This is a genomic window from Ruegeria sp. K5 (assembly GCF_056531805.1).
In genome coordinates this window covers 1,314,206-1,337,037 of record NZ_JBQFML010000001.1, presented here as the reverse complement: position 1 = coordinate 1,337,037, position 22,832 = coordinate 1,314,206, and the positions used below count along the sequence as shown (strand labels likewise).

The following is a 22,832-nucleotide window of genomic DNA, read 5'->3' as shown; positions in this document are numbered from 1 at the left end:
AGGGAGAATGACATGCCGATCAGAAACCGCCTTGCAGAACTGCACGATGAGATTACCGGCTGGCGGCGCGACATTCACGAACACCCCGAGATCCTGTACGACACCCACCGCACCAGCGCCCTGGTGGCCGAAAAGCTGAAAGAGTTCGGCTGTGATGAGGTTGTCACAGGCATCGGCCGTACCGGCGTGGTCGGGATCATCCGGGGCAAGACAGATACACAGGGCCGTGCGATTGGGTTGCGGGCGGATATGGATGCGCTGCCCATGCAAGAACAGACCGGGCTGGATTATGCCTCGAAAACCGCCGACGCGATGCATGCCTGCGGCCATGATGGTCATACGGCGATGGTTCTGGGCGCTGCAAAATACCTGGCCGAGACGCGCAACTTCGATGGTACGGCAGTTGTGATCTTTCAGCCCGCGGAAGAGGGCGGCAACGGGGCCGAGGCCATGTGTCAGGACGGTTTGATGGACCGGTTTGGCATTCAGGAAGTCTATGCCATGCATAACGTGCCGGGTCTGGCTACGGGCCAATTCGCCATCCGCTCGGGGCCATTGCTGGCGGCGGCGGACGAGTTCGACATCCATTTGGAAGGTCATGGCGGGCATGCGGCCAAACCGCAGGAAACGGTGGACACCACGGTGATGCTGTCTCAGCTAATCGTGGCCCTGCAAACGGTTGTGTCGCGCAATGCCGATCCGATCCAGCAGGGAGTGCTGTCTGTGACCTCGGTCGAGACGTCATCGAAAGCGTTCAACGTGATCCCGCAATCGGCTCGCGTTCGGGGCACGGTACGCACGCATTCCAACGAAATGCGCGAGATGATCGAAAAGCGGCTGAGCGAAGTTGCGACCGGCGTCGCCGCCACGATGGGCGGCACAGCGACCGTGACCTACAACAAAGGCGTTCCGGTCACGATCAACGCCGAAGAACAAACCGTCTATGCCGAAGAGGCTGCGATTGCTGTTGGTGGAAGCTGCGGTGAGGCACCTATGGTGATGGGGGGCGAGGATTTTTCCTTCATGCTGGAAGAACGCCCCGGCGCCTTCATCATTCTGGGCAACGGCGACAGCGCTGGGCTGCACCACCCCGAATATAATTTCAACGACGAGATCATCCCAATCGGATGCTCGTGGTTTGCCGAAATGGTCGAGCGCCGAATGCCGGCGGCTTGAAGTAGGAGAGAGAAAGAATGCCAGTTAAGAACCGCTTTGCCGAATTGCAGAACGAAATCACCGAATGGCGACGCGATCTGCATGAGAACCCCGAGATTTTGTTCGAAACGCATCGCACCAGCGCAGTAGTGGCCGAGAAACTCAAGGAGTTCGGTTGCGACGAGGTCGTCACCGGTATCGGCCGCACTGGCGTTGTCGGCGTGATCAAGGGCAAGTCCGACAGCAACGGCAAGGTCATCGGTCTACGCGCCGACATGGACGCGCTGCCGATCCATGAGGCGACGGGGCTGGACTATGCCTCGAAAACGCCGGGGGCGATGCATGCCTGCGGGCATGACGGCCATACGGCGATGTTGCTGGGGGCTGCGAAGTACCTTTCGGAAACGCGGAGCTTCGACGGCACCGTTGTCGTAATCTTCCAGCCTGCCGAAGAAGGCGGCGGCGGTGGGCGCGAGATGTGCGAAGACGGTATGATGGATCGCTGGAACATTCAGGAGGTCTACGGGATGCACAACTGGCCCGGTAAGCCGGTTGGCAGTTTCTCGATTCGACCGGGCTCGTTCTTTGCGGCGACCGATCAGTTCGACATCACCTTTGAAGGGCGCGGCGGCCATGCGGCGAAACCGCAGGAGACGGTGGATACGACTGTCATGACGGCGCAGGCGGTGCTGGCATTGCAGACCATTGCATCGCGCAATGCGGACCCGATTGATCAGGTGGTGGTGTCGGTGACCTCGTTCGAGACGTCATCCAAGGCGTTTAACGTGATCCCGCAAACGGTACAGATCAAAGGCACTGTGCGCACGATGAGCAAGGAGATGCGCGATCTGGCCGAAAAGCGGATCAATGAGATTTGCAATGGCGTGGCGGCGACGTTCGGCGGCACCGCGGACGTGACCTATATCCGCGGCTACCCGGTCATGGTAAACAGCGATGAGCAGACCGCGTTTGCCGCAGACGTGGCCCGGTCTGTGTCCGGCGATTGCGAGGATGCGCCTTTGGTGATGGGCGGCGAGGATTTCGCGTTCATGCTCGAAGAACGTCCGGGGGCGTATATTCTGGTTGGCAATGGCGACACGGCCATGGTGCACCACCCGGAATATAATTTTAACGACGAGGCCATTCCCGCCGGGTGCAGCTGGTGGGCTGAGATTGTCGAGCAGCGGATGCCGGCGGCCTGATTGAAAGGGTGGGGGCTCTGCCCCCACACCCCCGAGATATTTTTAGCCAGATGAAGAGGGATCCTGCGCCTATTGGGCGAGGGTCAGATGGGTGCAGAGCGTTTCAACGACTGCATCCAGCGCGTCCTTTTGGGTAAAGACGCAGGTTTGGGCTGCCGCGCGCGCGCGGGTCAGGGCGGTGTCATCTGCCAGCCAGGTTTCGACGGCATCGGACAGGTCTTTGGCGGTCTGGACCTCGATTGCGCCTTTGGCCTCGACCAGTGGGGCGAAAGTTTCGGCGAAGTTGAAGTAGCGCGGTCCGGTGATGACTGCGGCCCCGGCCTGGGCGGGTTCGAAGGGGTTGTGGCCCCCGATCTCTTTGAGTGATCCGCCAAGAAAGACTATAGGGCCAATAGCGTACCAAGTTCCGGTTTCGCCGAGCGTGTCGGCGACGTAGACTTGGGTTTGGGCGGTGATCGGCTCGCCAGCGGCGCGGAAGGCGGCGGGTAGGTTGGATTGACGCAGAAGGGTGGCAACGTCGCCTCGGCGCTCGGGGTGACGGGGGATCAGCAGCAGCAGAAGGTTCGGCCAGCGTTCCAGCAAAGCCTTGTGCGCCGCAAGTACCGTTTCCTCTTCGCCGTCATGAGTGGAACTGGCGATCCAGACGGGGCGATCTGCAATTTGCGCGCGTATCTCGTTCAAGGTTGCGCTGTCCACGGGCAGCGGGTCGGACATGGCCTTGAGGTTGGTGCCGGGTTTCACCCGGTCGGCTTGCGCGCCCATGGCAATCAGGTTGTTGGCCGTCTTTTCGTTCTGGGTCAGAAACAGCCGGAATTTATCCAGAAGGAAGCCCGCCGTTTTGGGGCGCTTTTTCCAGCCTTTGACGGACTTCTCGGACAGGCGCGCGTTGAGCAGGGCCAGCGGCACGCCCCGCCGTGCGCTTTCGACGATCAGGCGCGGCCATATTTCGCTTTCGACAAAGATCCCGGCGTCGGGTGTCCAATGGTCCAGGAAGCGTTTAACCGGGCCGGCTGTGTCCAGCGGCGGGTATTGGTGGCGCGCGCGGGCCGGCAGGCGCTTTTCGATCAGAGCGGCAGAGGTCGGGGTGCCCGAGGTTATCAGGAACTCGGCATCGGGCAGACGTTCGCCCAGCTTCTTGATCAGGCTCAGAACCGACAGGCTTTCACCGACGCTGGCCGCGTGAAACCAGATCAGGCGGCCTTGTGGGCGGGTCAGGCTGGCGTGGCCGAGCCGTTCCTGTTGACGCTGTGGGGGGACGTCAGCAGCCTGCAGTTTTCGGCGCACCGCGCGCCAGACCAGAGGTGCCGCAATCGTCGTCAGGCCGCAATACAGCCGGTACAGCAGCGTTGGGTGGCCGGGCATGTCAGCCGCCCGTGTGGCTCATGTGGCGGCTCATCTGGCCATCGACGGCCTGACGGGAATAGTCGAAATCATGCCCCTTGGGCTTTAGGGTGATGGCGGCGCGGATCGCGTCTTCAAGCTGTGCTTCGCTGCCGGGGTGGTCGCGCAGCGGGGCGCGCAGATCGGCCATATCCTCTTGTCCGAGGCACATATACAGCTCACCCGTGCAGGTCAGGCGCACGCGGTTGCAGCTTTCGCAGAAATTATGTGACAGGGGCGTGATGAAGCCGATCTTTTGGCCTGTTTCCTCTAGCCGCACATAGCGCGCCGGGCCGCCGGTGCGCTCGGCCAGATCGGTGACGGCATAGTGGTTTTCGTATTCCTTGCGCACGTCTTTCAGCGACCAGTACTGATCCAGCCGATCCTCGTTGCCGATGTCGCCCATTGGCATGACCTCGATCCAGGTCAGGTCCATGTCACGCTCTGCGCACCATTCGGTGATGCGGGGCAGTTCCGGCTCGTTGAAGCCTTTCAGGGCCACCGCGTTGATCTTGACCCGCAACCCGGCCTTTTGCGCCGCGTCGATGCCGTTCAGCACCTGTTTCAGACGCCCCCATCGGGTGACTTTGGCGAATTTGTCATCATCCAGCGTATCAAGCGAGACATTCACCCGCCGTACACCCGCCGCATAGAGATCGTCGGCAAAGCGGTGAAGCTGTGAGCCGTTTGTGGTCAGCGTCAGCTCTTTCAACGCACCGCTGTCCAGATGCCGGGTCATGGCATTGAAAAACGTCATGATATTGCGGCGCACAAGGGGTTCGCCGCCGGTGATACGCAGCTTTTCGACGCCCATCTTCACAAAGGTGGAACACATCCGGTCCAGCTCTTCCAGCGTCAGAAGGTCTTTCTTGGGCAGAAAGGTCATGTTTTCGGACATGCAGTACACGCAGCGAAAATCGCATCGGTCGGTTACCGAGACGCGCAGATAGGTGATGGCACGGGCGAAGGGATCAATCAGCGGAGCAGTCATGCGCTATAGGTAGATGTGGAACCGGTCCACGACAAGAGCGAACTGCGCTTTGGGCTGGAACAGATGGGTGTTGGGCTGTAGGTAAGACGGATGAGGTATTTTCTTGTTTTCCTGTGCGTTCTGGTCACCGGTTGCGATGCGGTTCGATCAACAACGGATCGCGTTTTTGGCCGGAACGAAGCAGCGCCAGAGGTGGAAGCCGAAACTACGGAAGCCACACCCGAGCCTGAGCCGGTTGCCGCCCGCGCCGATTGGGTGGGCCCCAGAACGACCATTGCAGGATTGGGCGATCCGACGACGCCAGGCCGCTGGATGCAGACGCCGCTTGTGGACACCGAGGTAACCGCACGTGTGGTGGTGCCTAGAACCGGTGCGCAGGCTTACATCACCTTGGTGCCGTTGCGCGGGCCGGAAGGCGGCGGCAGCCAGCTTTCATTGGATGCGATGCGCGCATTGCTGGTTCCACTGGACGCGCTGGTCGAGGTCGAAGTCTACGCCAACTGATCTTTCAGGTATTTCCCGGCTTCACGCCGGGCAAAGGGTTTCATGGCATCCCCATGTTGATCCAGAAAGGCCAGAACGCGCGGGGCGTCGTGTTTGGACAGCTCGCGCAGCCACCAAGCAATGGCTTTCTGGATGAACCAGTCCCGATCCGGGACATAGGTGGCGGCCCAGCCAAGGATACGATCCCGGCGGGCCAGATCATCCGGTTTCGGGTGGTTCTGCTTGGTCCAGGGCAGGGTGGCAACCAGCGCCGCGCGGCGTGTCCACATAAGGTCCGAGGTCGTCCAGCCCTCGACTTGATCCAGACGCGTCGGGTCGGCGGATAGCCGTTTTTGCATCGCCATACAGGCGTGATCGGCAACGGCCCAGGCATCGAAATCCGGCAGCCAGCTTTCCAGCAACGCCCACGCCGCGCCGTCCGGTCGGATGCGCGCCTGTGTCAGCAGCTTGGCAGCGGCCAGACGGGCTTCGTGCACATTGGTCTGCCACAGCGCATCCGCCAAATGGACGCGCGTGGGCACGTCCAGTTCTTGTCGCCACGCTTTGGTAAGGTCGTTCAGAACCGGGTTGGCGACGCCCAGATAGGGGCGGTCCGCCTTGTGGTACGCCGCCATCTGCACGGCCTTTTCTGCGTCGGCATGGGCCTTTATCGCGGCAAGGGCGTCGTCCAGTGTCATCGGTCCAGCTTATGCAGAAGATGTGCGCGCACCGTAGGCCATTCCGGTGCGGTGATTGAATAGACGGCCGTGTCGCGCAGGGTTCCGTTGGCCATCACCATATTGGCCCGAAGGATGCCATCCAACTGCGCCCCCAGCCGCTCGATAGCCTGCCGGGATTGAGTGTTCAGCCGATGGGTGCGGAATTCGACCGCATGGCAGGACAGATCCTCGAAAGCGTTGCGCAGCAACAGGAATTTGGCTTCGGTGTTCAGCGGCGTGCGCTGAACCGCGCGCCCGATCCAGGTCGAGCCGATTTCAACCCGCCGGTTGACCTCATCAGTGTTCATGTAGGTGGTCATCCCAATAGGGGTGCCGTCTTGTGTCATGACCGTAAAGGGCTGCATATCGTGCAACCCCATGCGGCGGTCGATCTCGGCGTCCATCCCCTCGACCGTGGGGATGGAGGTATACCAAAGCTGCCCCAGATCCGCCGCCGCCGTTTTCAGAGCCTCTGAATGCGCGGGGTCAAGCGGTTCCAATCGGACGTGAGTGCCAACAAGCGTAGCAGGGGCAGGCCAGGTCATTCCACCGTCACCGATTTCGCCAGATTGCGCGGTTGGTCCACATCCGTGCCTTTGGCGACCGCCGTATGATAGGCCAGCAATTGGGCCGGGACCGAATACAGAATCGGGGCGAGGCTGGGGTGGATATGCGGCATGCGGATCGTGCTCCAGACGCCGTCCTCGGCCTCGGCAATGCCGTCGTCATCGGACACAAGGATGACCTTGCCTTTGCGGGCCATCACCTCTTGCATGTTCGAGACCGTCTTGTCGAAAACCGTATCCTTCGGGGCCATCACCACAACCGGCATATGCTTGTCGATCAGCGCGATGGGGCCGTGTTTCAATTCGCCCGAGGCATAGCCTTCGGCGTGGATATAGCTGATTTCCTTCAGCTTCAGCGCACCTTCCATTGCCAGCGGGTACATCAGACCGCGTCCCAGGAACAGCACGTCGCGCGCCTCGGACAGGCGCTGGGCGGATTTGCGAATGGCGCGGTTCTGATCCAGCGCTGCGTTCAGGACCGAGGGCAACCCGCGCAGGGCGGCGGCGTGATCGGCCAGATCCTCATCCGACATCGTGCCCCGGTCGGCTGCGGCTTTGAGGGCCAGCATCAGCAGCACGCTCAGCTGACAGGTGAACGCCTTGGTCGAGGCAACGCCGATCTCGACCCCTGCATGGATGGGCAGCGCCACATCGCTTTCCCGCGCAATCGAGCTTTCGGGGACATTGATGACCGACACAATCTTGTCCGCCTTGCCCTCGCAATAGCGCAGCGCGGCCAGTGTATCGGCGGTCTCGCCCGACTGGCTGACGAACAGCGCCATGGTACGGTCGGTGATGGGTGGTTCGCGATAGCGGAACTCGCTGGCGATATCGACCTCGACCGGCAGTTTCGCCAATTGCTCGAACCAGTATTTCGCGGTCAGGCAGGCATAAAAGGCCGTGCCGCACGCGACCATTGTCAGGCGGTCCAGCTTGGTGAAATCCAGATCGGTATTTGGCAACACGACCCGGTCGCCGCCGGTGGGCAGGTAGGATCGGATCGCCTCGGCCACGACAACGGGCTGTTCGGCGATTTCCTTGGCCATGAAATGCTTGTGCTCGCCCTTATCGGCGCGTGCATGATCCAGCTTGATCTTGCGCATCTCACGATTGGCCAGTTCACCGGCCTCGTTGCGGATTTCCAGCGAGGTGCGGGTCAGGACCGCCCGGTCGCCTTCTTCAAGATAGGTGATCTTGTTGGTCAGCGGCGCCAGCGCAATCGCGTCCGAGCCAACATACATCTCACCATCTCCGTGACCAATCGCCAGCGGCGAGCCCTTGCGCGCAGCCACGATTAGGTCATCCTGACCGTCGAACAGAAAGGCCAGCGCAAACGCGCCCTGCAACTGGTCGATGGTTTTGAACGCGGCCTCAACGGGCGACAGGCCCGAATTCAGCAGATGTTCAGCCATCAGTGCGACGGTTTCGGTGTCGGTTTCGGTCTCGAACCCGATCCCGTGCTCGGCCAGTTCGGCGCGCAGTTCACGGTAGTTTTCGACGATCCCGTTGTGGACCACGGCAACCGGCCCGGCCTTGTGCGGGTGGGCATTGTTGACCGAAGGCGCGCCATGGGTGGCCCAGCGGGTGTGCCCGATGCCGGATTTTCCGGGCAAAGGGTCATGCACCAGCAGATCGCTTAGGTTGACCAGCTTGCCCACCGCCCGCCTGCGTCCCAAAGCTCCGTCATTCACGGTTGCAATACCGGCGCTGTCATAGCCGCGATATTCCAGCCGTTTCAGGGCCTCAACCAGAATGGGGGCGGCTTCATGCTGTCCCAGAACACCAACAATTCCACACATAAAATCAGGCCTCTTTATCGCGGCGAGCCTTTTTCGCCTTTAACATATCAAACAATTTGCGCGCGTAGCCGGGTTTGTTTTCCTGCTTGGCACGGGCCACGGCCAGTGCGTCGGCTTCGACATCCTTGGTCACGACCGTACCTGTTGCCGTCATTGCGCCATCACCAAGGGTCACAGGGGCCACCAGCATCGTGTTCGAACCGATGAACACGTTTTCACCAATCGTGGTCTTGTGCTTCATCACGCCGTCATAGTTGCAGGTGATCGTACCCGCCCCGATATTTGTTGCCGCCCCGACCGAGGCGTCACCGATATAACTGAGGTGATTGACCTTCGCGCCCTCGGCAATCTCGGCATTCTTGATCTCGACAAAATTGCCGATCCGCGCGTTTTCGGCCAGTTCCGCCCCGGGGCGCAAGCGGGCATAGGGGCCGACAATTGCACCCTGGCTGACATGGCAGCCTTCCAGATGCGAAAACGCCCGGATCGTTGCGCCGCTTTCCACGGTAACGCCAGGGCCAAAAACCACGTTGGGTTCGATCACCGTATCCCGCCCGATCACCGTATCGGCCGCCAGGTAGACGGTGTCCGGGGCCATCAGCGTGACGCCCAACTCCAGCAGTTCAGCACGCGCTTGCGCCTGAAACACAGCGTCCGCAGCGGCCAGATCAGTGCGGGAATTCACACCCAGCGTCTGTGCCTCATCACAGGCAACCGCCGTCACGGTCAGGTCGCGATTGCGGGCGATTTCCACCACGTCCGTCAGATAATACTCGCCCGAGGCATTGTCGTTGCCCACCGCATCGATCAACGACATCAGCGTCTGCGCGTTGCACGCCAAAAGGCCCGAGTTGCAGAAGCTTATTGCGCGTTCTTCATCCGATGCGTCCTTGAATTCGACAATCCGCTCCAGCGTGTCACCGTTCATGACCAAACGGCCATAACGCGCCGGATCGGCCGCTTCGAACCCAAGGATCACCAAATCGTTCTTGGCCCGCGCTTCGATCATCCGCTCCAGCGTGTCGGGTTGCAAAAACGGTGTGTCCCCATACAGGACCACGACGTTACCCTCGAACCCCTGCAGCGCCTTACGCGCTTGCGCAACCGCATGGGCGGTGCCCAGTTGTTCCTCCTGCACCGCGATCTGGGCGGTCTCGTCCTCGGCCTGCGCCACCTTGGCGACGGCCTCGGCCCCGTGGCCTGTGACGATCACGGTGCGCTCGGGCGACAAGACCGATCCGGCGCGCATGGCGTGGATCAGCATCGGAACCTGAGCGATTGGGTGCAGGACTTTGGGGATGTCCGAATTCATCCTGGTGCCTTTCCCGGCGGCAAGGATGACAAGGGCAGTGGTCATGAAATCGTTTTCTCTTTGTGTTTTGTTGCCGTCCGTTTTATCCGCTGAGGGCAAAGGCGCAAGCCGTTCGGCCATCAAACTAGATTGCCGTTTGCAACACGACATGGCGGAAACCTGCCGAGCAAGGAGGCGCAATGCGCACGGTCATCTTCGATCTGGACGGGACTTTGGCGGATACGTCGGGCGATTTGCTGGCCGCGGCGAACCACTGTTTTCGCAAGATGGGGCATGGGGATGTGTTGGTTCACGGGCAGGATGCGGGTATCGCCGTGCGTGGCGGTCGGATGATGTTGACCCACGGTCTGAAACGGGTCGGGGCCTTTGATGAGGGCACAGTAGACGCCTACTATCCCGTGCTGCTTGAGGCCTATGCCAAAGACATCGACACCCATACACATTTCTATCCCGGCGCGTTGGACACGGTCGAGGCGTTGAAAACCGCAGGTTATGGCGTTGGGATCTGCACCAACAAACCGGAACGGCTGGCGGATCAATTACTGAGCCAGATGGGCGTGCGGGATCAGTTTGCCTCATTAGTTGGTGCGGATACCTTGTCGGTGCGCAAACCAGACCCTGAACCCTTACGCGAAGCCGCGCGGCGCGCTGGCGGGCATCCCGATCTGTGCGTTCTGATCGGAGATTCGGATACCGACCGCAATACCGCACGGGCCGCCGGAGTCCCCTCGGTGCTGGTAACATTCGGCCCCTCAGGAGACGACATGGCAGCGTTGCAGCCCGAAGCGCTGCTGCATCATTTCGATGACCTGCCAGAAATGGTGGCTGATCTGATCGGTGCGGCTGCATGATCTCTTGACCCGAACCGGATGCGACCCCAGAACTGAGCCATGACAGAGACATTCACCGGTAGTTTCACCCAGCAAGAGCCAATCCCCGATGAGGCAATCGACGCGGCGATGGCCGTCCTGCGCCATGGGCGCTTGCATCGTTACAATGTCGCGCCCGGTGAATTGGGCGAGACCGCGTTGCTGGAACAGGAATTTGCCGCTCAGATGGGGGCTAAATACTGCCTCGCCGTGTCGTCCGGTGGCTATGCGCTGGCCACCGCGTTGCGTGCCGTAGGAGTGCAGCCCGGCGATCCGGTGCTGACAAACGCGTTCACGCTGGCTCCGGTGCCGGGATCGATTGCCTCGGTTGGGGCCAAACCCGTTTTCGTTGGGGTTACGGAAGACCTGACCATCGATCTGGACGATCTTGAGGCCAAGCTGGATCAGGCACGCGTTTTGATGCTGAGCCATATGCGCGGTCATCTGTGCGACATGGACCGGCTGATGCGGATGTGCGACGCGGCCGGTGTAACCGTGATCGAGGATTGCGCCCATACGATGGGGGCAGCCTGGCGCGGTCAATTGTCGGGTCGTCAGGGCGCGGTTGGGTGTTATTCGTGCCAGACCTACAAGCACGTCAATTCAGGTGAGGGCGGTTTGCTGATCACCGATGATGAAGAACTGGCGGCCAAGGCCACCATGCTGTCGGGGTCCTATATGCTGTATGAACGCCATCTGGCCGCACCGGGGCCTGAGGTGTTCGAGCGGATCAAGTACACCACCCCCAATGTCTCGGGTCGCATGGACAATCTGCGCGCGGCCATCCTGCGCCCGCAGTTGCGGGATCTGGACCGGCAGGTTGAGCGTTGGAACGAACGATACCGCGCCGTCGAGGCCGGTCTGCGTGGCACGCCGGGGCTGACCGTGGTCGAGCGCCCGAAGGCCGAGACCTATGTGGGCTCGTCGATTCAGTTTCTTCTGTTGGACTGGTTGCCCGAACGTATCGCAGAGGTGATCAGCCGCTGCGCCGCGCGCGGGGTCGAGTTGAAGTGGTTTGGCGGGGCCGAGCCAACCGGTTTTACCTCGCGCTATGACAGTTGGCGCTATGTGGACAGCGAGCGGATGCCAAAATCGGACCGCGTGCTGGCGGGTGTGATGGACATGCGGGTTCCACTGACCTTTTCGTTGGAGGATTGTCAGTTGATCGCGCGCATCATTCGGGCCGAGGTCGGGGCCGTCTACCAATCGTGATCCAGCGGAGTGCGCCTGCGGCGCACGCTTGATGTTTGCAAAACGCCGCCCCGCATGGGCGGCGTTTGTGCGTTTTGGGGCCGATATCCTTACGGTGATTGACCGGTTGCAGATTCGCTGCTATCCAGTTATTGAACACTTGTTCATTAATTCTCGGGAGGAGCCCGCCAATGTTCATGGCGACTATGAAATTCGATCTTGGCGAAGACGTGAACGCGCTGCGTGAAATGGTGCATCGCTGGGCGCAGGAACGGGTCAAGCCGATGGCCGCTGATATTGACGCGTCCAACGAATTTCCCAACGAGCTATGGGCTGAAATGGGTGAGCTTGGCCTGCTGGGCGTCACTGTGCCCGAGGAATATGGCGGTGCCGGAATGTCCTATCTGGCCCATACGATTGCTGTGGAAGAAGTGGCGCGGGCATCAGCCTCGGTTTCGCTGTCCTATGGCGCGCATTCAAACCTGTGCGTCAATCAGATCAAGCTGAACGGCAATGAAGAACAAAAGCGGAAATACCTGCCGCGCCTGATCTCGGGCCAGCATGTGGGGGCGTTGGCGATGTCCGAACCCTCGGCCGGGTCGGATGTGGTTTCGATGAAGCTACGGGCGGAAAAGCGCAACGACCATTACCGTCTGAACGGCAACAAATACTGGATCACCAACGGGCCGGATGCGGACACTCTGGTCGTTTATGCCAAGACCGACCCGGATGCCGGATCCAAGGGCATCACCGCGTTTCTGATCGAAAAAGAGATGAAGGGTTTCTCGACCTCGCCCCATTTCGACAAGCTGGGGATGCGCGGGTCGAACACGGCGGAACTGATCTTTGAAGATGTCGAGGTGCCGTTCGAAAACGTTCTGGGCGAAGAAGGCAACGGCGTTGCGGTTCTGATGTCGGGTCTCGACTATGAACGTGTCGTGTTGGCCGGGATCGGAACCGGCATCATGGCGGCCTGTCTGGATGAAATCATGCCCTATTTGTCCGAGCGCAAGCAGTTCGGCAAACCGATTGGCAGCTTCCAACTGATGCAGGGCAAGATCGCCGATATGTATACGGCGATGAACTCGGCCCGTGCCTATGTCTACGAGGTGGCCAAGGCCTGTGATCGTGGGGATGTGACCCGTCAGGATGCGGCTGCGTGCTGCTTGTATGCGTCCGAAGCGGCGATGACCCAGGCGCATCAGGCGGTTCAGGCGATGGGCGGGGCGGGGTTCCTGTCGGACGCGCCGGTCAGCCGGATTTTCCGCGACGCCAAGCTGATGGAGATCGGCGCCGGCACCAGCGAGATTCGCCGGATGCTGATTGGCCGCGAGTTGATGAGCGAGATGCAGTGAACAGAATGCCTCGCCGGTTCCGGACCGGCGAGGCGTTTGCGGGATCAGAACTGATGGACGTAGGACACACCGACCAGCCATGGATCGATTTCGGCGGTACCAATGTCGGCACCGTCCAGTGTCACGTCCGAGTCGATGTCGAACCAGCGCACGTTCAGCCGGACGGCACCTTTTTCGGTGACCATATAGTCCAACCCGGCCTGCAGCGAGACACCGAACGAGTTATCGACCTTGAGCTCGCCCAGATCGGACTGCTCGTCAAAGAAGATGGTATAGTTCAGACCAGCACCGACATAGGGTTTCCAGGCGCTGTTGGTCGGGAAGTGATAGTTCAGCGACAGGGTGGGGGGCAGGTGCTTGACGCTGCCCGCGTCGACACTGCCGCCAAGGGTGATGTCGTGGCTGAACGGCGTTGCGGCCAGCAGCTCGATCCCCAGATTGTCGCGAATGAAATACTCGGCGGTGAAGATCGGTCGGGTGTCGGCATCGATCTCGGCGTCAGAGTTTGCGATCGTTCCGTTGTCGGATTTCGGGTCCAGGTATCCGACACCGACACCAAGGGTCCAGTCGCCTTGCGATTGCGCAAACGCGGGCACGGCCAGTCCGGCCAATGCGGTAGAAAGGGTCAAAGCGACGAGCGTTTTGGTCATAATCTTGCCTTTGGTTTTGTTGACGCCTCGGATGTGGCAGGCTGGGCCGGGTCACACTCTGATCTGCATCAAGTTTCAGTGTGGGGGTGGAACGGAGCGGAAGCCGAAAACGACAATGAAACAAGGGGTTATCACTATGATTGACCCTGCGCGCATACCGGGTTTGCGCCCTGGGGATAGCTGGGACCTGCCGGACCGGTTGAACATGGCGAAACAATGCCTCGACCATCCTGCTGAGAAGGTGGCCCTGATCGACCTGACCGGGGCATCTGAACAGCGCGTCACCTACGGGCAATTGCGACAGATGACGGACGGGCTGGCCCGGACACTGCTGCCCAAAGTGCAGGCCGGGGATCGGGTGGGCGTCTTGCTGAGCCAGTCGCCCTGGTGTGCCGCTGCGCATCTGGCGATCTGGAAGATCGGGGCGATCTCGGTGCCTTTGTTCAACCTGTTCAAACAGGATGCGCTGCGGTCTCGGGTTGGGGATGCAGGCGCGCGGCTCGTCCTGACGGATGCCGAGGGCGCGGAACTCTTGGGCGACCTTGCTGAGCCTTTGATCGCGTCCGAGATCGGTCAGCCGGGCGGGCCGGTGCCGTTTGCGGAAACCGCGCCAAATGATCCGGCGGTACTGATCTACACATCCGGCACAACCGGCAGCCCCAAGGGCGCGCTGCATGGGCATCGGGTTCTGACTGGCCATATGCCGGGCGTGTCGATCAGCCATAACCATCTGCGCGACGGTGACTGCCTGTGGACCCCTGCCGACTGGGCCTGGATCGGCGGTTTGTTCGATGTGCTGATGCCCGGGCTTGCCTTGGGAATTCCGGTGGTCGCAGCGCGGCTTGAGAAATTCACGCCCGAAGCCTGCGCCGATATCATCGCGCGTGGGGGCGTGAAGAACGTGTTTTTCCCGCCCACGGCGCTGCGGATGCTCAAGGCGGCGGATCAATCGATCCCCGTCCTGCGCTCGGTCGCCTCGGGGGGTGAGCCTCTGGGGGCCGAGATGCTGGCCTGGGGGCAGCAGGCGTTTGGCCTGACGATCAACGAATTCTACGGCCAGACCGAATGCAACATGGTCGTGTCCTCCTGCGCCGAGGACTTCCCGGTGCAGCCCGGCTGCATCGGCAAGCCTGTGCCGGGGCATGACGTGGCGGTGATCGACGATGATGGCAAGCCGACCACCGAAGAAGGCGACGTCGCCATCCGGCGTGGCTCAGCCTCGATGCTGCTGGAATACTGGAACCGACCCGACGCGACGGCTGAGAAGTTCCGGGGCGATTGGCTGATCACCGGAGATCGCGGCGTGTGGGAGGGTGATTACCTGCGCTTTGTCGGTCGTGATGACGATGTGATTACCTCCGCCGGGTATCGCATCGGCCCGGCTGAGATCGAGGACTGCCTGCTGACCCACCCGGCGGTGGCGACAGTCGGTGTGGTCGGTAAACCCGACAAGCTGCGGACCGAGATCGTGAAGGCCTATGTGGTGTTGAAACCGGGGGCTGAGGCGGCGGAGCGTGAGTTGCAGGATTGGGTCAGGGACCGTCTGGCGCATTATTCGTACCCGCGCGAGGTGACGTTTCTGGAGGAATTGCCGATGACGGTGACGGGCAAGGTGGTCCGGAAGGAGTTGAAGGCGCGGGCGGCGGGGGAGGTTCATGAATGAAGCAACTTCTGACACTGTGTGTATTGACCTTTGGTGCTGCCGCTCCGCTAGCTGCTGAGGAAACGATAGAAACTTTGGATGTTCCTGCTTGGTTTGACAGTTGCACAGCGCTTTCCACCACCATCATAGCGGACGAAATGGATGCTCGATGTATGTCTTCAGCATACGATTATTGCGAACTTGGACATCCAACCGAGGAACGGCGCGTTTGTATGGAGAAGTTAAACGCTCATCTTGTGGCAAAGATCCTAGAAATCGGGGAAGGCTTGCCAGATCAAGTAGCGGGTTTGAGCGGCTTTAAGAAATGGTCTTACCCGCGTCGTTTGGAGAAATTCAGAAATGACGAATTCGATCCAGACTGTTCTCAAATGACAGAATTTATGTGTGAAACTTTCAATATCATAGTGCGATGGAGCGCCGCCAGAGATCTTGAACGATTGTCAAATGCGCCTAGAGGATCAGAAGCAGAATGAAACTCACATCCAAAGCCATCCCAACCTCTGAGGGCTTCAAAGCAAACCGCACGGCTCATCTCGACGCGCTGGCGCAAATCTCTGCCGCTGCCGAAGCGGCCCGTATGGGCGGGGGCGAGAAATCCCGCGCGCGGCATGAATCTCGGGGCAAGATGCTGCCGCGTCGGCGGGTGGCGAACCTGCTGGACCCGGGGTCTCCGTTCCTCGAAATCGGCGCGACGGCGGCGCATGGAATGTATGGCGATGCGGCCCCGGCGGCAGGGGTGATCGCGGGCATTGGCCGGGTGCAGGGGCGCGAGGTCATGGTGGTCTGCAACGACGCCACCGTGAAGGGCGGCACTTATTACCCGCTGTCGGTCAAGAAACACCTGCGGGCGCAGGAGATTGCCGAGGAAAACCATCTGCCCTGTATCTATCTGGTCGATAGCGGCGGTGCGAACCTGCCCAATCAGGATGAGGTCTTTCCCGACCGCGACCATTTCGGCCGCATCTTCTATAATCAGGCGCGGATGAGCGCGAAGGGTATCCCTCAGATCGCCGTGGTGATGGGGTCGTGCACGGCGGGCGGGGCCTATGTGCCTGCTATGTCGGATGTGACGATCATCGTGCGCGATCAGGGCACGATCTTTCTGGCCGGGCCGCCTCTGGTCAAGGCCGCGACCGGAGAGGTTGTCAGCGCCGAGGATCTGGGCGGCGGCGACGTGCATACCCGCCTGTCCGGCGTCGCGGATTATTTGGCCGAGGATGATGCCCACGCGCTGGCCTTGGCGCGACGGGCCGTTGGATCGTTGGGCGGTGCCGGGCTGAAGCCCGGCCTACAGCTTGAGGCACCCGAAGATCCGGCCTACGACCCCGAGGAAATTCTGGGCGTCGTGCCTGCCGATCTGCGCACGCCTTATGACATCCGCGAGGTGATTGCGCGTCTGGTCGATGGATCCCGGTTCGATGAATTCAAGCCGCGTTTTGGTGAGACGCTGGTGACGGGGTTTGCGCATGTCAAAGGCTGCCCGGTCGGGATCATCGCCAATAACGGCGTGCTGTTTTCCGAGGCCGCGCAGAAGGGTGCGCATTTCGTGGAACTGTGTTCGCAGCGCAAAACGCCTTTGGTGTTCTTGCAGAACATCACCGGGTTCATGGTCGGTCGGAAATACGAAAACGAGGGCATCGCGCGGCACGGGGCCAAGATGGTGACAGCCGTGGCGACGACCAATGTGCCCAAGATCACCATGCTGGTGGGCGGCTCGTTCGGGGCCGGGAATTACGGCATGTCGGGGCGGGCTTATCAGCCGCGATTCCTGTGGACCTGGCCGAACTCGCGCATTTCCGTGATGGGCGGTGAGCAGGCGGCGGGCGTGTTGGCCACCGTCAAACGCGACGGGATCGAGCGGCAGGGCGGCACATGGTCGGCTGAGGAAGAGGCCGAGTTCAAACGCCCGACGCTGGAGATGTTCGAGGAGCAATCGCACCCGCTTTATGCCTCGGCCCGGCTGTGGGACGACGGCATCATCGACCCGCGCAAAAGCCGCGACGTGCTGGCCTTGTCGCTGAGCGCGGCGCTGAACGCGCCGATTGAGGAGACACGTTTTGGCGTGTTCAGAATGTAAACCCAATGGATCTGAAAAAGAAAATCTTCGAAAGCCTGCCAGAGTTCAGAGCTCCAGATCTGGCTAGAAAAGCAGAGATCTCTGTCTTTATGATCCACAATTCCCGAGACCCGGAAGATTATTTCTTTCTGTTCGACTTTGAGGAATTCGTCGATCGTTCGAATGGCGGGTATTTTGTTCGGCCAGTTTTGCGTGTTTTTGCTGGGCGTGATGATTTCAGTCGTACCAGCTTCGCGCGGGAGTTCCGTGAAGTCTTTGCCCGCGAATTCGACCGGATGCGGGCAGAATTGGCCGAAAAGAAGGGAAAACGCGGCTGGTTGACGTGGAGTTTTGGATTGAACTCGGCGCTGGACGTGATCGGTGGGCTGGTTGGTAATCTTGTGTTGGCCATCGCGTTGTCCGTGGGAAGGAAGGTGATCGGAGACATCTCTCTTCCGCGCCTTCTGGCTGGCAAAAGCGACGAAGCAAAGCTTGCTGACGAGATCGACCGAACCAAAGGCAAGGTTGAAAATGCACTGACCGAGATCGAAATCACAATTCACCCCGAGCTTTATTACCATGCCTATCGTGACGGGCATCTGGGCAAAATCAGCGGGATGGATAGGGATGCCTGGCCTTTGCCGAGCTATGTCCGAGCCCATTTGCAAGACGAAAAAAGCGGATCCTGGTGGTAGGAGATTGCCAATGTTCAATAAAATCTTGATTGCCAACCGGGGCGAAATTGCCTGTCGGGTGATGGAAACCGCTCAGAAGATGGGTGTGTCCTGCGTTGCGGTGTATTCCGATGCGGATGCGTCGGCCAAGCATGTGCAGATGGCGGATGAGGCTGTGCATATCGGCGGTGCCGCCCCGGCTGAGAGTTATCTGAAGGGCGACGTGATCATTCAGGCTGCGCTCGATACCGGTGCGCAGGCGATCCATCCGGGCTATGGGTTTCTGTCCGAGAATCCCGATTTCGTGGATGCGGTTCAGGCTGCGGGTCTGACCTTTATCGGCCCCTCGGCGGATGCGATCCGCAAGATGGGCCTCAAGGACGCGGCCAAGGTGCTGATGGAGCAGGCGGGTGTGCCCGTGGTGCCCGGTTATCACGGCGACAATCAGGACCCCGAACATCTGGCGGGGGCTGCTGACACCATCGGCTATCCGGTTCTGATCAAGGCCGTTGCGGGCGGTGGCGGGAAGGGGATGCGCCTTGTTGAACGGCCTCAGGATTTCGCAACCGCGCTCGACAGCGCGCGTGGTGAGGCAAAGACCGCCTTTGGCAATGATGCCGTGCTGGTCGAGAAATTCGTCGCCAAGCCGCGCCATATCGAGGTGCAGGTCTTCGGCGATGGCACCCATGCGGTGCATCTGTTCGAACGCGATTGTTCGTTGCAGCGGCGGCATCAGAAGGTGATCGAAGAAGCTCCGGCCCCCGGCATGACCGCTGAAATGCGCGAGGCGATGGGGCAGGCCGGTGTACGCGCGGCCGAGGCGATTGGCTACAAGGGCGCGGGGACGGTTGAGTTCATCGTCGATGCCTCGGACGGGCTGCGACCGGATCGGTTCTGGTTCATGGAGATGAACACGCGCCTGCAGGTGGAACATCCCGTTACCGAAGCCATCACTGGTGTTGATCTGGTGGAATGGCAGCTGCGCGTCGCGGCGGGTGAGAACCTGCCGAAACGGCAGTCGGACCTGTCGATCACCGGTCATGCGTTCGAGGCCCGACTTTATGCCGAGGATGTGCCAAAGGGCTTTCTGCCCGCGACCGGCACGCTGACCCATCTGCATTTCCCGCAGGATTGCAGGGCCGACAGTGGCGTGCGTACAGGGGATACGATCAGCCCTTGGTATGATCCGATGATCGCGAAGGTGATCGTGCACGGCCCGACCCGCGCTGTTGCGCTGGAAACGCTGCATCGGGCCTTACGCGGGACCGAGGTTGGGGGCACGGTCACAAACCTGTCCTTTCTGGGCGCATTGACCCGCCATGCGGGCTTTGCCTCGGGCGATGTGGATACAGGGCTTATCGGGCGCGACATTGATACGCTGGTGCAGGAGGGTGAGCCAAAGCCGGAAACGCTGGTTGCAGCAGCGATGCATGCGTTTGGGTTGCTGGAGGCATCAGATTTTACGGGGTTCACTTTGTGGGCTCCGCTGCATCGTGCGACGCAGTTGAAACGCAATGGCGAAATCGTCGACCTTGATGTGCAGGTCGAGGGACCGGACACGCAAATCTGGCAGGTCGGGGATCGCACAGTCACGGCGACCCGGCGCAATGGGCGCTGGCTGATTGACGGGGCGAGGATGCCCAATGTCTCGGTCGCAGGGTCTCGGATCACCGTATTCGAGGACTACGGCCAGGTGTTTGATATCGTTGACCCTCTGGACCGCGACACCAGCGCGGCGGGCGATACCAATGTCATCGAAGCGCCCATGCCGGGTCTGGTCAAAGCGGTGTTCGCGACGGCAGGCCAATCGGTCAAGGAAGGCGACCGCCTTGCCATTCTCGAAGCCATGAAAATGGAGCATTCTCTGCTGGCCGCGCGTGACGGAGTGGTGGCCGAGGTGCTGGCCGAAGATGGCGCGCAGGTCGAGGCCGGGGCGGCTCTGGTCCGGTTGGAGGACGCGTAGGCTGTTCGTCGGGCGCGCGGCGTGGCACAGTCGGGCCATCCGTATTTGAAACGAGAAGAAGCCAGAGAGGGCGAAGGAATGGGTGAGCGCGTCGAAATCTTTGAAGTGGGGCCACGGGACGGGCTGCAGAACGAAAAGCGCGACATCCCAGTCGCCGAGAAAATCGCCTTGGTCGATTGCCTGTCCGATGCCGGGTTCAACAGGATCGAGGTAGCCAGTTTTGTGTCGCCCAAATGGGTGCCGCAAATGGCAGGCAGCGCCGAGGTTCTGGCCGGTATCCGCCGGGCCGACGGCCTGCGTTATGCCGCACTGACGCCGAACATGCGGGGATACGAGGATGCTCTGGCCGCCGGTGCGGATGAGATTGCGGTTTTTGCCTCGGCGTCTGAGGGATTTTCGAAGGCCAATATCAACGCCACGATTGCCGAGTCGATTGAGCGGTTCGCGCCGATTCTGGACGCCGCACGCCATATTGACCTGCCAGTGCGTGGCTATGTCTCATGCGTGACCGATTGCCCGTATGACGGACCGACCCCGCCGGAAAAAGTGGCCGAGGTTGCGGATCTTCTGTTCTCGCATGGCTGTTACGAGGTGTCATTGGGGGACACAATCGGGCAGGGAACCCCGGACAAGATCGCGCGGATGCTGATGGCCGTGCGCGAGCGCGTGCCGGTGACCCGTCTAGCCGGGCATTTTCACGACACGAACGGGCGGGCGATTGACAATATCGACGCCTCGCTTTCGTTGGGGGTGCGGGTGTTTGACGCGGCCGTTGGCGGCCTTGGCGGGTGCCCCTACGCGCCCGGCGCCGCAGGCAATGTCGCGACCGAGGCCGTGGCAGCGCATCTGGAGCGATTGGGCTACGAAACCGGGTTGGATGCCGGAATTTTGGAAAAAGCGGCGCAGATGGCGCGCGCAATGAGGGGCTGAAATGTTCGACACCATAACCGTCACAACGGATGCGCGCGGCGTCGCGACATTGAAATTGGATCGTGCCGAAAAACACAACGCCATGTCGGCGCAGATGATTGCGGAACTGACTCAGGCGGCTTCTGATTTGGAGCAGGACGCGTCCGTTCGGGTGGTGGTTCTGACCGGTGAGGGCAAATCGTTCTGCGCTGGCGGGGATTTGGGGTGGATGCAGGATCAGATGGCTGCGGATCCTGAAACGCGATTTGCCGAGGCGCGCAAGCTGGCTGAGATGTTGCAGGCGCTCAACACGTTGCCGAAACCTCTGATCGGTGCGTTGCAGGGTAACGCGTTTGGGGGCGGGGTCGGTTTGGCTGCTGTCTGTGACGTGGCGCTTGGCGTTGAGACGCTGAAAATGGGGCTGACGGAAACCAAGCTGGGCCTGATCCCGGCCACTATCGGCCCTTACGTGATCGCCCGCATGGGCGAGGCAAGGGCTCGGCGAGTCTTCATGTCTGCGCGCCTGTTTGACGCGACCGAGGCGGTGACGCTTGGCCTGTTGGCCAAGGTTGTACCTGCGGACGAGCTGGCGGACGCTGTTGAGGCTGAAGTACGCCCCTATCTGGCCTGCGCACCGGGGGCTGTCGCCTCGGCCAAGGCGCTTGTCAGGGATCTGGGGCCGAAAATCGACGAGCAGGTCATTGACCACACCATCAACGCGCTTGTCGCTCGCTGGGAAACCGATGAAGCGCTTGAAGGCATCGGCGCGTTTTTCGACAAACGCAAGCCTGCGTGGATCAACGAAGTTTGACTCTGAAACTCGAAACGCACCAACAGGGGGGTGGCGAGGGTTTTCTTAGACCTGTCAAGCCCCTGAATGCCCCCCTGCGCGCTTGTGGTCGGTTGACCCTCTGATCCCGCAGGGATACAGAATATCCAGTCAACACGCCAATTGACGGCGCGCCTTGTCGGGGCCGCGCAAGAAAGGAGCCACTCGTGGAAGAGTTGTTGCGGGAATATCTCCCGATCCTGGTGTTTCTGGCCGTGGCCGTGGGCCTTGGAATCGTGCTGATTCTGGCGGCCGTCGTCCTTGCTGTCCGCAATCCCGATCCGGAAAAAGTCAGCGCATATGAATGTGGTTTCAACGCGTTCGACGACGCCCGGATGAAATTTGACGTTCGCTTCTATCTGGTCTCGATTCTCTTCATCATCTTCGACCTGGAAATCGCCTTTCTGTTTCCGTGGGCCGTTGGCTTCAAGGACATCAGTGATGTGGGGTTCTGGTCCATGATGGTGTTCCTGGCGGTGCTGACCATCGGCTTTGCCTATGAATGGAAGAAAGGGGCCCTGGAATGGGAGTGATGACGGGTGCAAACACCGCCGGCGTCGACAAAGAAGTCGCCACCCAGGCCCTGAATGCCGAGCTGCAGGACAAAGGGTTCCTGCTGACCTCGACCGAAGACATTATCAACTGGGCACGCACCGGTTCCTTGCACTGGATGACCTTTGGTCTGGCCTGCTGCGCGGTCGAGATGATGCACACCTCGATGCCGCGCTATGACGCCGAACGGTTTGGCATCGCCCCGCGCGCGTCGCCGCGTCAGTCGGACGTGATGATCGTCGCAGGCACCCTGACCAACAAAATGGCCCCGGCGCTGCGCAAGGTTTACGACCAGATGCCCGAGCCGCGCTATGTGATCTCGATGGGGTCCTGCGCGAATGGCGGCGGGTATTACCACTATTCCTATTCGGTGGTACGCGGCTGTGACCGTATCGTCCCGGTAGACATTTACGTCCCCGGCTGCCCGCCAACTGCCGAGGCGCTGCTATACGGTCTGATGCAGTTGCAACGCAAAATCCGCCGCACCGGCACGATTGTACGCTGAGGGAGAGGG

The 22,832-nt window shown here is 60.8% G+C and carries 22 protein-coding genes; 15 read left to right on the top strand and 7 right to left on the bottom strand.

Annotated elements, in window-relative coordinates; translation table 11 throughout:
- The first annotated feature begins 12 nt into the window (after positions 1 to 12).
- Positions 13 to 1,176 carry a M20 aminoacylase family protein gene (locus ACR0MO_RS06630; protein WP_170523499.1) on the top strand — a complete coding sequence of 388 codons (1,164 nt, stop codon included), beginning with the start codon at positions 13 to 15 and terminating at the stop codon, positions 1,174 to 1,176.
- Positions 1,177 to 1,193: 17 nt separating this feature from the next.
- Entirely contained in the window at positions 1,194 to 2,357 is a 1,164-nt protein-coding gene (locus ACR0MO_RS06625) for a M20 aminoacylase family protein (RefSeq protein WP_170523502.1), read from the top strand.
- 69 nt (positions 2,358 to 2,426) lie between these two features.
- Here the strand turns inward: ACR0MO_RS06625 and ACR0MO_RS06620 are convergent, their stop codons facing one another.
- Positions 2,427 to 3,719 carry a 3-deoxy-D-manno-octulosonic acid transferase gene (locus ACR0MO_RS06620; RefSeq protein ID WP_170451981.1) on the bottom strand — a complete coding sequence of 431 codons (1,293 nt, stop codon included), beginning with the start codon at positions 3,717 to 3,719 and terminating at the stop codon, positions 2,427 to 2,429.
- A gap of 1 nt (position 3,720) precedes the next feature.
- The gene (gene moaA / locus ACR0MO_RS06615) at positions 3,721 to 4,728 is read right to left on the bottom strand and encodes a GTP 3',8-cyclase MoaA (protein ID WP_480890259.1); all 1,008 of its coding nucleotides are present in this window, start codon (positions 4,726 to 4,728) and stop codon (positions 3,721 to 3,723) included.
- A gap of 90 nt (positions 4,729 to 4,818) precedes the next feature.
- On the opposite strand from moaA, the gene ACR0MO_RS06610 reads away from it, so the two are divergent.
- Complete coding sequence (locus ACR0MO_RS06610) at positions 4,819 to 5,232, top strand: hypothetical protein (protein WP_480890256.1); 414 nt, start codon at positions 4,819 to 4,821, stop codon at positions 5,230 to 5,232.
- Here ACR0MO_RS06610 and ACR0MO_RS06605 read toward each other — a convergent pair.
- From ACR0MO_RS06605 to glmU, 4 genes are read right to left on the bottom strand one after another with little or no spacing between them, the layout of a single operon-like run.
- Positions 5,220 to 5,909 (bottom strand): DNA alkylation repair protein, encoded by a 690-nt coding sequence (locus ACR0MO_RS06605; protein ID WP_480890254.1) that lies wholly within the window; start codon positions 5,907 to 5,909, stop codon positions 5,220 to 5,222. The two genes, ACR0MO_RS06610 and ACR0MO_RS06605, sit on opposite strands and share 13 nt — an antisense overlap.
- Complete coding sequence (locus ACR0MO_RS06600) at positions 5,906 to 6,475, bottom strand: GNAT family N-acetyltransferase (RefSeq protein ID WP_480890252.1); 570 nt, start codon at positions 6,473 to 6,475, stop codon at positions 5,906 to 5,908. The genes ACR0MO_RS06605 and ACR0MO_RS06600 overlap by 4 nt, the downstream gene beginning before the upstream one ends.
- Positions 6,472 to 8,295, bottom strand: coding sequence for a glutamine--fructose-6-phosphate transaminase (isomerizing) (gene glmS, locus ACR0MO_RS06595; RefSeq protein ID WP_170451970.1), 1,824 nt, complete (start codon positions 8,293 to 8,295; stop codon positions 6,472 to 6,474). Before glmS ends, ACR0MO_RS06600 begins: the two co-directional genes overlap by 4 nt.
- Before the next feature lie 4 nt (positions 8,296 to 8,299).
- On the bottom strand, positions 8,300 to 9,652 hold the full coding sequence (gene glmU, locus ACR0MO_RS06590) for a bifunctional UDP-N-acetylglucosamine diphosphorylase/glucosamine-1-phosphate N-acetyltransferase GlmU (RefSeq protein ID WP_170451968.1): 1,353 nt from the start codon (positions 9,650 to 9,652) through the stop codon (positions 8,300 to 8,302).
- 134 nt (positions 9,653 to 9,786) lie between these two features.
- Between glmU and ACR0MO_RS06585 the strand changes: the two genes are divergently transcribed.
- From ACR0MO_RS06585 to ACR0MO_RS06575, 3 genes are all read left to right on the top strand, one after another.
- The gene (locus tag ACR0MO_RS06585; RefSeq protein WP_480890249.1) at positions 9,787 to 10,458 is read left to right on the top strand and encodes an HAD-IA family hydrolase; all 672 of its coding nucleotides are present in this window, start codon (positions 9,787 to 9,789) and stop codon (positions 10,456 to 10,458) included.
- 39 nt (positions 10,459 to 10,497) lie between these two features.
- Positions 10,498 to 11,688 (top strand): aminotransferase class I/II-fold pyridoxal phosphate-dependent enzyme, encoded by a 1,191-nt coding sequence (locus ACR0MO_RS06580; protein WP_170621361.1) that lies wholly within the window; start codon positions 10,498 to 10,500, stop codon positions 11,686 to 11,688.
- A 170-nt stretch (positions 11,689 to 11,858) separates the two neighbouring features.
- The gene (locus ACR0MO_RS06575) at positions 11,859 to 13,022 is read left to right on the top strand and encodes an isovaleryl-CoA dehydrogenase (protein ID WP_170451963.1); all 1,164 of its coding nucleotides are present in this window, start codon (positions 11,859 to 11,861) and stop codon (positions 13,020 to 13,022) included.
- A gap of 44 nt (positions 13,023 to 13,066) precedes the next feature.
- On the opposite strand, the gene ACR0MO_RS06570 is transcribed toward ACR0MO_RS06575, so the two are convergent.
- The gene (locus ACR0MO_RS06570) at positions 13,067 to 13,672 is read right to left on the bottom strand and encodes an OmpW family outer membrane protein (protein ID WP_170451961.1); all 606 of its coding nucleotides are present in this window, start codon (positions 13,670 to 13,672) and stop codon (positions 13,067 to 13,069) included.
- 136 nt (positions 13,673 to 13,808) lie between these two features.
- Between ACR0MO_RS06570 and ACR0MO_RS06565 the strand changes: the two genes are divergently transcribed.
- From ACR0MO_RS06565 to ACR0MO_RS06525, 9 genes are all read left to right on the top strand, one after another.
- Positions 13,809 to 15,335, top strand: a complete 1,527-nt coding sequence (locus tag ACR0MO_RS06565) for an AMP-binding protein (RefSeq protein WP_480890246.1) — start codon at positions 13,809 to 13,811, stop codon at positions 15,333 to 15,335.
- Positions 15,332 to 15,808, top strand: coding sequence for a hypothetical protein (locus ACR0MO_RS06560; RefSeq protein ID WP_480890244.1), 477 nt, complete (start codon positions 15,332 to 15,334; stop codon positions 15,806 to 15,808). The genes ACR0MO_RS06565 and ACR0MO_RS06560 overlap by 4 nt, the downstream gene beginning before the upstream one ends.
- Complete coding sequence (locus ACR0MO_RS06555; protein WP_480890241.1) at positions 15,805 to 17,412, top strand: carboxyl transferase domain-containing protein; 1,608 nt, start codon at positions 15,805 to 15,807, stop codon at positions 17,410 to 17,412. The genes ACR0MO_RS06560 and ACR0MO_RS06555 overlap by 4 nt, the downstream gene beginning before the upstream one ends.
- Before the next feature lie 5 nt (positions 17,413 to 17,417).
- A complete protein-coding gene (locus ACR0MO_RS06550; protein ID WP_480890239.1) occupies positions 17,418 to 18,086 on the top strand; it encodes a hypothetical protein in 669 nt (222 codons plus the stop codon).
- Positions 18,087 to 18,096: 10 nt separating this feature from the next.
- Complete coding sequence (locus ACR0MO_RS06545) at positions 18,097 to 20,028, top strand: acetyl/propionyl/methylcrotonyl-CoA carboxylase subunit alpha (RefSeq protein ID WP_480890237.1); 1,932 nt, start codon at positions 18,097 to 18,099, stop codon at positions 20,026 to 20,028.
- A gap of 78 nt (positions 20,029 to 20,106) precedes the next feature.
- Positions 20,107 to 20,958, top strand: coding sequence for a hydroxymethylglutaryl-CoA lyase (locus tag ACR0MO_RS06540; protein WP_170523546.1), 852 nt, complete (start codon positions 20,107 to 20,109; stop codon positions 20,956 to 20,958).
- 1 nt (position 20,959) lies between these two features.
- Entirely contained in the window at positions 20,960 to 21,748 is a 789-nt protein-coding gene (locus ACR0MO_RS06535) for a crotonase/enoyl-CoA hydratase family protein (RefSeq protein ID WP_170451949.1), read from the top strand.
- A gap of 185 nt (positions 21,749 to 21,933) precedes the next feature.
- Complete coding sequence (locus ACR0MO_RS06530; protein ID WP_170451948.1) at positions 21,934 to 22,299, top strand: NADH-quinone oxidoreductase subunit A; 366 nt, start codon at positions 21,934 to 21,936, stop codon at positions 22,297 to 22,299.
- On the top strand, positions 22,290 to 22,823 hold the full coding sequence (locus ACR0MO_RS06525; RefSeq protein ID WP_037307875.1) for a NuoB/complex I 20 kDa subunit family protein: 534 nt from the start codon (positions 22,290 to 22,292) through the stop codon (positions 22,821 to 22,823). Before ACR0MO_RS06530 ends, ACR0MO_RS06525 begins: the two co-directional genes overlap by 10 nt.
- Positions 22,824 to 22,832 lie beyond the last annotated feature (9 nt).